A 13,213-nucleotide genomic window follows, 5' to 3' on the forward strand; every position below is an offset into this window, starting at 1 on the left:
TTTCTAACTAATCACTATTCACTTACACAAAGCTGTACATACTTTATCCTGAAAATTGCGCCCATCGTCACTCTTCATCACACCCTGATTGATGATGCTGAACGCCAGAATATGGCAATCGGCCGACAAGGCATAACCAGCCAACGACGATATACCTGTAACAGTACCTGTCTTGGCGCGGATATTGAGATAGGCAGGCGTGTCCTTCATGCGACTCTTCAACGTGCCGTCCTCGCCGGATACGGGCAACGACGAGTAGAGATGCCGGATGATGCCCGACTGGCGATAGGCATAGACGAGCAGTCGGGTGAGCAGGTCGGGCGTCACGTAGTTATAGAGCGACAATCCACTGCCGTCGGCTATCTTATACTGGCCTCTGACACCCGCCTTCTGGAGTGTTTTCAGCATCACCTGCCTACAGTGCGAAGCCTTGGCAGGCTGAGCTCCTGTCGAGGCACCCAACTGGTAGAACATTGCCTCGGCAAAGAGGTTATCGCTGTTCTTCATCATCGGGCCAAGCACATCCGTCAACGGATGGGTGCGCACGCAGAGCTGCTTGGCCTGCTTGGGCAGCGTACCATAGTCGGCAGGCGCATCTACAAAGATGCCCAAGGCATCGAGCTGCTGCACCAGTCTGCTGATGAACACATCCTTCTTATCGATGAGCAGCGGACTGAGCGTGGGGTTATCATCGTCCCAGCACCAGCCTTCGCCCAGCAGGTCGCTATCCTTGAAGTTTCTCACCTCCACCAGTTTGCCACGAATGGTATGGAGCCCCAGCGCCTTCACGCTGGCGGCAAAGGCCTGCATATCGGCGATATCAAACAGAGGGTCCATGCCGCCCACGCAATACAGATTGCCTGTGAGTACACTGTCCTTCACCGTGCCTGTGTAATACAAAGAGGTGCGGAACTGGTATTTAGCGCCCAATGCATCGAGGGCAGCAACCGACGTGAGCAGCTTCATGGTCGAAGCGGGCCTCATGGTCTGACGCGCATTGTAGGCATAGAGCGTCGAGTCGGTCGTCAGGTCGTACACCACCAGTCCTAACTGTGTACTGTTCAGTAGCGGGTCGCACAGCAGCGAGTCGATACGCGCTTTGATGCTATCGGTCTGCGCCTGCAGCGTGGCCAGCGAACATATCCATAAGAGTGTTATTATCCAATATCTGTATTTCAACTTCATGTTTTGTTTCCTAATCAATTGCGCTGGTACGTTGAAACCAGCTTACGTATCGCCTTATCGAGCGATTCAGAGGGTTCTATGATATTATAATGCTCCCAGTATTCGGGATCCAGGAAGTACTCCACTTTGTCGTAATAGGCCTCACGCGAGTCGAACGAGTTGCGGCTCTGGATGGGTGTCACACCTTCCGACTGGCTATCAGTGACGGCCATCTCGCAGGTAGCGGTAAACGAGGTACTGAACAGGCGCTTCTTCCAGTCGCAGTTAAACCTGAACGTGTTGCGCAGGTAGCTGATACGGGTGACGCCATCGGCATAGCGATAGTCGACCACGCACGACAGCTCACGCGGCTTGAACCTCACGCCCATCGGCTTACGCACCAGCATGGTGCGGGTGGCCTTCTCCTTGTCGCTCATATCAAGATCCAGCTCGATACGGGTGAACGCCAGACGTTCGTTGTCGATATATAGCTTTCCATGATAGAGCGCATAGGGCTTCGGGAACTGCGGTTCCATCAGCACCACCATCTGCAGGCGGTCGTTGATATATTCCGGTGTGCCCCAGCTGTAGCTGTAGGCATCCATATCCTCCTTGTTCAGCAGCAGGTCGCTGTTCTTCACCACGTCGAGCTGCACAGGTAGCACAGGTCCACCCATCACCTTCAGTCCTAAGGTGTCGCCCTGCTTCTGACTGAGCAGGCGCCTACCCTTCACGATAGCCACCTTGTCGCGGAGTATGCCACGCGTATAAGGCGTCTTATACATATCCTCCACACCTTCTGCCACATAGATGAAGTGCTTACGCTTCATGGCCGTTTCGCGATAGAACGCCTTCAGCAACTCAGGCTGTCGGCTGTAGTTCTCAGGAATCTTGCGAATGGCTATCTCAACGATTTCACGCGGGTCGCCCGTATGTATCACCACCTCGCGCAACTGGATGACAGTGGGCTGCAACTTGATTTTCAGCCCTTCTGTCTGCCCTGCCTGTAGAGCCACCTTTCTGGTTTTGTAGCCCAGATGCGATACCGTGACACTCTGCGGCGCGCCAGCCAGTTTCAGGAGGAAGGCGCCATCCTCGTTGGTGACGACAGAAACTCTGCCCACGGAAACACTAACTTGAGGCAAAGGCCTCCCCGTCTTCTCGTCTAAAACGGTTCCGCCAATGGTTGTCTGCTGTGCCAGCACCACCATCGGGACCATCAGCATGAATATAAGCACTAGTCGTTTCATTGTGGTATTTATTGAGGGTTTTACGATGGCAAAGATACAAAAAAAACGTCAAGATGCAAAGAATATTCGAAATTTTAAGTAATTTTGCAGCAGATTTGTGACAATTACATTATCAGTAGTATGGTATACAAGTATGATTTCCTAGTGATAGGAGCCGGCGTAGCAGGCATGAGCTACGCACTGAAGGTGGCTCGCGCCAACAAAGGCAGAGTATGTATGATCTGTAAGACATCGCTCGACGAGGCCAACACCTCGTTTGCTCAGGGCGGCGTGGCATCGGTCACCAATCTCGAACTGGATAACTTCGAGAAACACATTGAAGACACGATGATTGCTGGCGATTACATCAGCGACCCGAAAGCCGTAGAACAAGTGGTAAGAATGGCACCAGAACAGATTAAGGAACTGGTGAACTGGGGTGTTAACTTCGATAAGACCAACGAGGGCAAGTTCGACCTGCATCGCGAGGGCGGACACTCAGAGTTCCGCATCCTGCACCACAAGGATGATACGGGCGCTGAGATTCAGCGCGGGCTGATGGAGGCTGTACGCAGCAATCCTAATATCGACATCAAAGAAGATCACTTTGCCGTAGAGATTATCACCCAGCACCACCTGGGCGTACGCGTCACACGCCGCTCGCCCAACATCCAGTGCTACGGTGCCTACGTACTGAACCCCGAGACGCAGAAGGTGGATACCTATCTGGCCAAGATGACCGTGATGTGTACCGGCGGTTGCGGTGCCGTCTATGTCACCACCTCAAACCCCGTCATCGCTACTGGCGATGGTATCGCCATGGTATATCGTGCCAAAGGAACAGTGGCCGACATGGAGTTTGTGCAGTTCCACCCCACCGTGCTCCATAATCCCAAGGAGACCCACCCCGCCTACCTCATCACCGAGGCCATGCGTGGCTACGGCGGCATCCTGAAGCTGCCCAATGGCGAGACCTTCATGGAGAAGTACGACGACCGTCTGTCGTTAGCACCACGTGATATCGTGGCGCGTGCCATCGATAAGGAGATGAAGATCCACGGACTGGATCACGTCTGCCTCGACGTCACCCATAAGGACCCTGCCGAGACCCGCAAACACTTCCCAAACATCTACCAGAAGTGTCTGTCGATGGGTATCGACATCACCACCGACTATATCCCCGTTCGCCCTGCAGCCCACTATATGTGCGGCGGCATCAAGGTCGATCTGAATGGCCAGACCAGCATCGAGCGCCTCTACGCCCTGGGCGAGTGCTCTTGCACAGGTCTGCATGGTGGTAACCGTCTGGCCTCTAACTCCCTCATCGAGGCAGTGGTCTATGCCGAGACAGCCGCCAAGAATTCGCTGGAGCATGTAGATTACTACGAGTTCAACGAGAAGGTACCCGAATGGAACGACGAGGGTACGATGACCAACGAGGAGAAGGTACTCATCACCCAGAGCGTCAAGGAGGTCAACCTCATCATGTCGAACTATGTAGGCATCGTCCGTTCCGACCTGCGCTTGCATCGTGCCTGGGACCGTCTGGATATGCTCTACGAGGAGACCGAGCGCCTCTTCAAACGTGTACGCGCCACCCGCGACATCTGCGAGCTGCGCAACATGATCAACGTGGGTTATCTCATCACCCGCTGGGCATTGGAGCGTAAGGAGTGCCGCGGATTGCACTACACTACCGACTATCCCGTTCACGCTTACGATAAATAGTTTTCCATATATTAAAATTAGATACCTAAATCACTTGTATTGACGACTGAGTGATTTAGGTATTTTTTTACATATTTCTGTATATATTCCCCCGATGTTAATTGGAGTGCCTAAAAACCGTGAGTTAATTCAAACGATCAATCGAGCCGGCTCAAATCATCAATCGAATTAACTCAGCATAAAAATCGACCGAATTTACTTAAGCCAGAAACTCTAATAAAAAGTTTTTACAAGCATCAGAGATAAAAAATTTAACTGATCAATAGAGGGAGAAGGCCGTGCAACGGTAGCTTTGGTTGACGCTACCTTTGCCTTACCGCTGTTGTTTTAATACTTGATGGCAACGCCATCCTTTGGGGTTTGACTGATGATGAACTGACGGATATCCTCATTGCCTTGCTTCAGGTCTTCCTGACGCACATAAATCATATGACCACTGCGATAGCCTTTGAAGATGAAACGGTCTTGGAACTTGCCGCCACGATCAATCTGCCAGAAGTTGTACTTGGCATTGAAATAGTCGCAGCCGCCATCATAATAGCCCGACTGTACGAGCACCTTCAGGTCGGGATTCTGCGACAGGGCCTTGCCTAAGTCGTCGCCGGTATGGTCGTTGTCGCGATTCCAGGGATACACATTGCCAAAGAGCAGATACTCCACATCGGTCTTGTAGTTGAGCTGGTTGCGCACATACAGGTTGTAGGCGGTAGAGAAGGCGCGGTTCCAGGTAGAGAATTCGGCACTGTAGTCGGGATATTCGCCTGCTGTCTGGATGTCACGACCGGTATAACGCGAGTCGAGACGACCGATATGCAGGTCGCGGTTACGCAACAGCTCTTTCCAGTAATAGCGGGTGGGGATCACCAGATTATGGTGCAGCACCTCCTGAACGCTGATGCCTGAGTAGCGCGCCACCTTGGCGGCAATAGCGTTTCTACGAGCCTCGGGCAGACTGCCACCCCAGGCTAAGGCTGGGATATACTCCTCGACGGTGAACTTCTCCACCTCTGGCAGGATATCGTCCAGGTCCTTGTTCTGCAGGTCGGCACCTAATGCCTTGTGATACCACGAGGTGGCAGCCATATAAGGCAGGGTGAGCGCCTTGCGGTTGACACTGCGGGAGTCGACACCCAACTCGGTAGGCGACAGCAGGATCACGCCATTCACATAGATCCAGTGCTTCTGTTGCAGACTGTACACGAGGCCTGAGGCACGGGTGGTGCCATAGCTCTCGCCAATGATAAACTTGGGCGACTCCCAACGGTTGTGGCGGTTGATGAAGTTCTTCACCCAGTCGCTGATATAATCGATGTCCTCATTCACACCGAAGAAAGGCGAAGCGCTCTTAGAACCGGCACCCTGACGACTGCCACGACTGGCACCCTGAGAAGGCTCGCCACCTTCCTTCTTCTCTTTATTGACCTTGATGACTCTGGAGAAACCCGTGTTCACAGGACAGATATACACGATATCAGCCACATCGAGCACAGAGTAGGGGTTGTCGTGGATGCCATAAGGCTGGGTGACCTGACCCTCATCATCGAGGTTGAGCAACACTGGACCGGTGTAGCCAATCTCCATCCACAGCGAACCGGAACCGGGACCGCCGTTGAACGAGATGAGCAACGGACGGTGAGCTTTATCCTTCACACCATTCTTCTCATAGTAGGTGTAGTTAAGACCGGCAATGATATTGCCATCCTTATCCCATACAGGCTGATGCCCGATGGTGGCTGTATAGGCCACCGTATGGCCGTTGAATACTGCCTGGTGCTGGGTGCTCACCGCATCGTCAGGATCAATCGTCTCCTGAGCCTGTACAGCGCCTACCGAAGCTCCTAAAAAGAGGAGCTGTAATAGAAAAACTTTCTTATTCATCATGCTTTGTTATTGATTAATATCTGGGTGCAAAGGTACGGTGTTTCAAAGACATGTGCAATCGCCCGTTTAGGGTATTCGTGTACCAAACATATGTCATAAATGGGATTAGCTTAACGGCTAATCCCATTATCTATTAAACTGAATGTTCAAAGAATAATATTATTTAAACAACTCATTAAGAAATAAGTCCAAATCATTGCCTTTCAAATTGTGGGCAATTATTTTACCCTCTGGAGAAATTAAAAAATTTGCAGGAATCAGACGAATACCTAGTTGTACAACTCCGTCGCCAGCCCATGCTTTTTGATCAACTAACTGTAACCATTTTAGATGATCTTTGGTATAAGCTTTTTCCCATCTTTGTAGGTCGTTGTCAAGCGATATACTGACTATGCTGAACCCTTTATCTTTGTATTTAGTATAAGCCTTTACCAAATTTGGATTTTCTGCACGGCAAGGTGGACACCAAGAAGCCCAGAAATCAAAGAGTACATAACCTTTCCCAATCAGTGAGGATGCTTTGACTTCTTTGAGTTCTTTGTCAAAGGCTGTAAAGTTAGGGAAACTCTCGCCAATATTCACCTTCTGTAATGTAGTAGCCAATTTCTCAAGTACAGTTACATACTCAGTACCCTTAAACTGGCTGTCTACATAATCAAGAGCCTTACGTAGTCTTTCGGGGGTAATACGGAAAGAGTGATAGCGGTATAAAATATAAAGAGCTGCTAATGACTTTGGATTCTCCTGAATGAGTGTCACGATATCTTTATGCTGACGCTGTAATTGGAGAAAGTGGTCGTGCTCTTTTGACCCGCTAACAGTAGTATGTTTATATTGAGCTATAGAATCTAGCTTAACTCTAATATCGCCTTGATCGAGGAATATGATGTAAGAATCAAATGGATTGGCCGTTGATGAGGTGTATGACAAACCATAAATCTCTGGTAACTTTAAGTCTGAACGTTTCTGAAAATCAAACTGACCATCCTTAATCTCTACAGAGTCAATAGTGAAAAAAGACTTATTAATATATTTCTGCAGATATACATATCCTCCATTGGGGTTTGATACATAACCAGAAAGATGTATCTCTTGTGCAGAGACTGCTGTTATACCAATCATGGTAATTAGCGCATTTGCTATTATTTTTTTTATCATAGTGTTTATTGATTAATCAACTTGTTAGTGAGAATTTCTGAATTTGGAATAGGGAAGATATAATTCTTGTCATTTGGTCCAACAGCAACAGGATTCATACTGCTAAGTGTTGGCTTTACAGGGAAAATGTCTAGTTTGCGCAGGATATCTGTAGCCCTAAGACCTTCGCCTAGCAGTTCGATGCGTTTTTCCTTAGCTATCGTCGCTTCTATATTGTTTGCTGAGAGTGCAGACTCGCTGAATTCATAACTGTTGTCAGAACGGAGACGGACAGCTTTCAATAATTCTACAGCGAGAGATAAATTGCCGGTCTTTGCAGCAGCCTCAGCATAATTTAGCAGTACTTCAGCATAGCGAATAGCTGGAACATAGTCTATTGATGGACTGACATGCTTAAACTTTGCCAAGGTATATTCTCCAATAGTGGTGTTGAAAGTTACAAAAGTGCGACGCTTGTCTGTCTCACGCCACTCTGTATCAGAAATGATTCCAGTTGAGGAGTTGTTCAATACATAGTCTATACGATTAGCATAAAAAGCCTCAGACAAAGAAACACCAGAAGGAGTGTCAGATGCGGTCATTGGGAATGAAAGAATGGACTCTGTAGAAGTATAGTCAGAGTAGAATATAGATGTAACGTCATCTTGTAAAGTTGCCTTCACTCCTGTAGTAGCACTAAATGGTCGTATGGTCTGAGGAACTATTTTTATAGCTTCGGATACAACTGAAGCATATTCTCCTTTACTTAGAAATACACGTGTCTTGAGAGCAATAGCCGTATTTTTGTGGGCTCTTGTAGTATTCTTCAGTTTTGACTCGTAACTTTCAGGCAGGAGCTGTTCTGCTTTGTTCAGATCGTCGACAATCTGTGCATAAACTTCTGCCACTGTACTACGGGCCAAATCATTATGTTCTGAAGAGTTCTCAGCAATCAATCTAAGAGGAATTCCCTTAGAAGTACCTTGATCTTTGGTATATGGTTGCGCATAGAGTGTAACGAGATGGAAATAGGCAAGACCTCTTAGGAAGTAAGCTTCACCTAAGTAATGGTTCTTTTGAGTAGCGCTAATAACTTCTGATGACTCTAGGCCAGTAATGTAGTTGTTCACATTGTTGATTACAGAGTATAATTGTTCCCAGGTGTTAGTGATATCACCTGTTGTATTAGCGAAAGTATTAGACCATACGTAGCCGCCTGTAAGAGCATTTTCAGTACGGCAAACAAAGTCCTCTGCACGTAAGTCACCGTATAGAAGAAGATAGCCACTATATAGATTCCCAGCTTTCATCGACTTATATAAGCCATTGGTTAATCCCTCGATACGAGCCTCTGTATCGAAAACTGTTGCAGAACTAAGTGATGTTTCAGAGGATGTATCCAGCTTGTTATCGCAAGATTGTAGTGTAACGAATATAACAAGGAATAAAATGGGAATCCTATTCAGGATAGTTATTAAATTATAACGTTTCATATACTTCTGATTTTTAATTTACTAAAGTGCAATGTTAATACCAAATGTGAAAGTGCGGCCATATCCTCCAGTGTTATAATCAACTCCTGGAGTGGTGTTTGAATTTCCGTTTGCTGAGAGCTCAGGATCAACACCTGAGTACCCTGTTATAATGAATGCATTGGTAATCTGACCATATATACGCACATTATTAATAGATTTTATTTTGGCAAGAATGTTTTTAGGAAGACTATACGCTAATGTGATATCTTGCAAACGCAGAAAGTCTCCTTTCTCAACATGCTCTGAAATGGGTACGGATCCTCCAAAAGAGTAGCGGTCACCTGTAACAAGTCGTGGAATGTTAGTTTCCTGACCAGGCTCTGTCCAACGATTGAGTATCTCTGTTGAGTTGTTGAAGAATATCTGGTCTGTGATTGTAGACTTAGATCTGTTCATGATTTTATTCCCTCCTGCATAGGTGAAGTTAAGGTTCAGTTCTACACCTTTCCAACTCAGATTAGAAACAATACCGCCATACCAACGAGGCAGAGCATTGCCTAATAAGTAATAGTCACTACCTCCTAATGCGGCAGCAGGGCTTCCGTCAAGATATGTCCATTTTCCTAGACCATTATATTGCACTTCTTCGCCTGCACCATTCAGAAATACACGTTGTCCGTTTTCTGGATTAACGCGGAGTGTCTTCAGACCATACAAACTACCAACGGAATATCCAACTTTTGTAATGTTGGTTGTGCCAGAGCCTGTGCTTGAGATAATTGCATCTTCATTGCCTGATAAGGAAGTGACCTTATTCTTCAAATATGTGAAGTTGCCTGATACATACCAATTCCAATCTTTTTTGGAAAGAACGTCATAGCCTATACTTACCTCAATACCTCGGTTATACATACTACCGACATTTGCTAGAATAGAATTTCCTACAATACCTTTTGATGGTGATTGTGGAACACTTAAGATCAAATTGTCTACGTTATTATTGAAATAAGCGGCTTCAATATGAAGTTTGTTGTTAAGCGCATCAATACTAATGCCAATATTTGTTTGACTGCTTGTCTCCCAACTCAGGTTGTCGTTACCTTGCTGAGAATTAATCCATGTGCTAGCATCACCATAGAGTGAAGATGTATAAAGACTATAAGAACTAAAGTCGTTTGTAATGTTTCCATTGCCAACTCTTCCCCAACTAGCATTTAACTTTAGATGATTAATGGTATTCTTTGATATAGCTTTTTTAAAGAAAGATTCCTCAGATATCATCCAACCTGCTGAAATTCCGCCAAAACTACCAAATTTGTGTCCTTTAGCTAAAGCAGAGTTACCATCACGTCGGAAATTAGCAGTAAGGTAATACCTGTCCTTTAGAGTATAGTTCCCGCGTACGAAATAAGATACATAATTACGCTCACCAATCTGGTTGCCTGTAGCTGAGATATTTGCCCAACCTCCTTGGTAGTTACGGAAGAATTCATCACTTTCATTTGTAGCACGTGCACCCCAGAAATTTGTAACGTTGTGTTGATAGTCAAAACCTATAAGCACACCTATATTATGAATTTTACCAAATAGGTCTTCAAACTTAAGTGTTGTATTAAAATCCTCGTTCTGATATTCCCTTGAAATATTTGATACGGAACCACCTGATGATGTTGCACCTGAACCAAGTTGGATACTTGAGAACGAATAACTTTGATTATTGATGCGGTCAAGTGAATACTGCCCAGTCCATGTAATTTGCCGGATGGGTTTTATTTGGAACTTGATATCACCAATAAAGTGACTATTTTTGGAAATACTATTTGTTAAATCAAGGCGGGCTGCAGGGTTGTATAGAGGAAAGCTGGTTTTATTCTCACCAGATCCCAATGTTCCGCTGATAGGATTAACATTGTATGTTCCATCTTCATTATAAGCAGATACATTTGGTGGTAGTACTAATGCCAGACGTGTTACACCATACGAGCTCATTGATGAGCCAGGACGACTACCTGTGTCTGGCGATTCGTTGAAGCTTGTACTATAGTTGCTATTCAATGTTAGTGTTAACCAATTAGTAACTTTGTCTTCTGCATTGAAACGAATGCCTTTTCGCTCGAAATTGTTGCCTTTAAATAGACCTTCTTGATTTGAATAGTTTGCAGAAAAATAATAACTAAGTCGATCATTTCCTCCAGAAATGTCAATTGTATGATTATGTGAGATGCCAGTACGATACACATAGTCTTTCCAATTGGTATCAACTATAGAACCATCAGATAACTTTTGTATTTGGTATGTTAGTGCACGATTTCCACCATCAATAAGGTTGGCATTGGTTATAGCTTCATTCTTAAGATCTGTATACTGTTGGGCATTTAGCATCTTAGGTAGACGAACAGCATTGGTGAAACTAATCCATCCATTATAATGTGTTGACACTCTACCTGCGTGCCCTTTCTTTGTTGTTACAAGAATAACACCTCCTGCGGCACGTGAACCATAAATGGCAGTTGAAGCAGCATCCTTTAGAATATCTATACTCTCAATGTCACTTGGATTAATATCACTTAAAGGGTTATTAGAAGCGCTGTTTGTCGAAATGTCGTCACTGTATAGAGGGACACCATCAATGACAAACAGAGGAAGTGAACTAAGAGAGATAGAATTTACACCACGTATTCTAATCACTGACTGTGCATTCAATTGACCACTTGAAGCAGCGAGACTTACTCCTGCGGCTTTACCTGCTAATGCTTGTTCGAAGCTTTGTATTGGGCGTTCATTTACGTCAGAACCAAGAATGCTGGAGATAGAGCCTGTAAACTCTTTGCGGCTCTGGGTTCCATAGCCTACTACAACGATTTCACTAAGTGCATTTGAATTCTCTGCTAAGGCTATCTCTACAGGCTCCTCGAAATCATAGACATCTACGTCGAGGGGGCGGTAGCCTACGTATTCCACACGGAGGGTGAGGGGCGCTTCCTTCTTGGTCGTCAGAGAGAAGTTTCCATCTATATCGGTTACTACGCCTTGTCCTTTTTCACTCTTGACGATAACTGATGCACCGATGAGCGATTCGCCGGTGCGAACATCAGTAATGTGACCTGTTATCACATTCTGCGCAAAGGCCACTAAGGGCCCGATTGCAACGAGTGTTGCAATAAACAATCTCTTTACCATAAGTTGATGCTGTGTTTTTTATTTAAGATTCAATAATCCGAATTCGTGGTTGTACTTAGTGCCTTGGGCCACTACCCAGTCGAGGAACTTGTTCACTTCTTCATCGGCATGGGGGGCGCTGATGCCCACCTTTTCGATGACCACTTCTTTCACCTTGCCGCTCTCGAGGGTGGTAAGCAGCTCGTCGAGGGTGGTATTGTTGAAATCACCGATGATGGTGAGGCTCTCCTTGATGTGGCGGCTCTGCAGGTCGAAGATGTTGGGCAGGGCATTGAAGGATACGCCTAAGGGATCCTTGGTGAGGGCGGTATTCAGGAAAAGGTCGTCGCCTGATATACGCTTGCCGCGGAAGTTGCTGCTCTCCTCGCCAAAGTTGTGGGCAAACGATGAGGCTACCGATGAGGCGTTGCTGCCGCTGTAGATGACGAGCTTGTCGAACTGTTTGATTTTCTTGGTGTCCTCGTCGAACTCATCGTTCAGGAAGTATAGCTGTTTCAGCTTCTTCGAGTTCAGGTGCTTGCCTTCCAGCACTTTGGCGGCCTCGCTGCCGCTGGCTGTGATAGGCAGCACGGCGAACTCTCCGAAATAAACAACGTGGCAAAAGTCTTTCGCTTTTGATTCTTGATTGTCGAATACTACATTCAAGTCGATGTTGGCCTGAGCGCCCTTGGCTATCTGGAACTGTACACCTGGCTGTGTCTTGGTGTATTCTGCTATCCATTTCTCTACCAACGGACGGGCGAAGCGTGGTGCCTTGACATAGCGCACGGTGCTGGCATTGGTTGAGTTACCTTCAGCCCAAACCTGGCCGACGTTGATACTCAGTAATACTGCTATTGCTAATGCTAACTTTTTCATATGCTTTCTAACTTTACTGTTTCTGGGTGCAAAGGTACGGCGATTTCCGCATACCCACAATCCCGATTTCATGGCATTCTATATACCAGATCCATGGTATAAGGCCCTCCATTCTGAATCCGAGAGCGTTCGATGAGTCGAGAAACTTATAATAGGTTTCCATATATATTAAAAAACACCTAAATCACTTGTATTGACGATTGAGTGATTTAGGTATTTTTTTCACATATTTCTGTATATATTCCCCCGATGTTAATTGGATTTCTGTTTCATATAAAACAGTCATGGTGAAAATACAGGTTCAAACCTTCATAACAGCCTGATATTCAGAAATAAAAGCCACCGTTTTGATACTCTTTGAGGTGGTGATGGTGACGTGTATTACAAACTTTTTATAGAATAAAAATCTACCACTTTTTTCTCGCGCGTATGTAGGTTTAAAGACTGTACCAAAGTATGCCGACTGGTTTGATGCCTTTGATGCGCTGGAGGAACATTTGAGCAATCTTCCAGCTAAATAATTGTTAAAATCGACGGAAATTGAAAGTTTTTTGCTTTTTA

General features: G+C 46.0%; 8 protein-coding genes. 1 reads left to right on the forward strand and 7 read right to left on the reverse strand.

What is annotated here, in order from left to right:
- Positions 1–18: 18 nt before the first annotated feature.
- Both dacB and T495_RS0108200 read right to left on the reverse strand, forming a co-directional pair.
- Entirely contained in the window at positions 19–1,185 is a 1,167-nt protein-coding gene (gene dacB, locus T495_RS0108195) for a D-alanyl-D-alanine carboxypeptidase/D-alanyl-D-alanine-endopeptidase (RefSeq protein ID WP_033148281.1), read from the reverse strand.
- Between the two features lie 14 nt (positions 1,186–1,199).
- The gene (locus tag T495_RS0108200) at positions 1,200–2,414 is read right to left on the reverse strand and encodes a carboxypeptidase-like regulatory domain-containing protein (protein WP_033148282.1); all 1,215 of its coding nucleotides are present in this window, start codon (positions 2,412–2,414) and stop codon (positions 1,200–1,202) included.
- Positions 2,415–2,534: 120 nt separating this feature from the next.
- On the opposite strand from T495_RS0108200, the gene nadB reads away from it, so the two are divergent.
- Entirely contained in the window at positions 2,535–4,121 is a 1,587-nt protein-coding gene (gene nadB / locus T495_RS0108205; RefSeq protein WP_028902084.1) for an L-aspartate oxidase, read from the forward strand.
- Between the two features lie 327 nt (positions 4,122–4,448).
- Here the strand turns inward: nadB and T495_RS0108210 are convergent, their stop codons facing one another.
- The 5 genes from T495_RS0108210 to T495_RS0108230 all read right to left on the reverse strand — a co-directional run bounded on the left by T495_RS0108210 (position 4,449) and on the right by T495_RS0108230 (position 12,652).
- Positions 4,449–6,002 carry a S10 family peptidase gene (locus T495_RS0108210; protein ID WP_197020364.1) on the reverse strand — a complete coding sequence of 518 codons (1,554 nt, stop codon included), beginning with the start codon at positions 6,000–6,002 and terminating at the stop codon, positions 4,449–4,451.
- 159 nt (positions 6,003–6,161) lie between these two features.
- Entirely contained in the window at positions 6,162–7,160 is a 999-nt protein-coding gene (locus tag T495_RS0108215; protein ID WP_051651937.1) for a TlpA disulfide reductase family protein, read from the reverse strand.
- A gap of 5 nt (positions 7,161–7,165) precedes the next feature.
- Positions 7,166–8,632 carry a RagB/SusD family nutrient uptake outer membrane protein gene (locus tag T495_RS0108220; protein ID WP_033148283.1) on the reverse strand — a complete coding sequence of 489 codons (1,467 nt, stop codon included), beginning with the start codon at positions 8,630–8,632 and terminating at the stop codon, positions 7,166–7,168.
- A 21-nt stretch (positions 8,633–8,653) separates the two neighbouring features.
- Entirely contained in the window at positions 8,654–11,794 is a 3,141-nt protein-coding gene (locus T495_RS0108225) for a TonB-dependent receptor (RefSeq protein ID WP_033148284.1), read from the reverse strand.
- An 18-nt stretch (positions 11,795–11,812) separates the two neighbouring features.
- Entirely contained in the window at positions 11,813–12,652 is an 840-nt protein-coding gene (locus tag T495_RS0108230) for a hypothetical protein (protein WP_033148285.1), read from the reverse strand.
- Positions 12,653–13,213: the final 561 nt, after the last annotated feature.

Source organism: Prevotella sp. P6B1, assembly GCF_000702825.1.
GTDB lineage: Bacteria > Bacteroidota > Bacteroidia > Bacteroidales > Bacteroidaceae > Prevotella.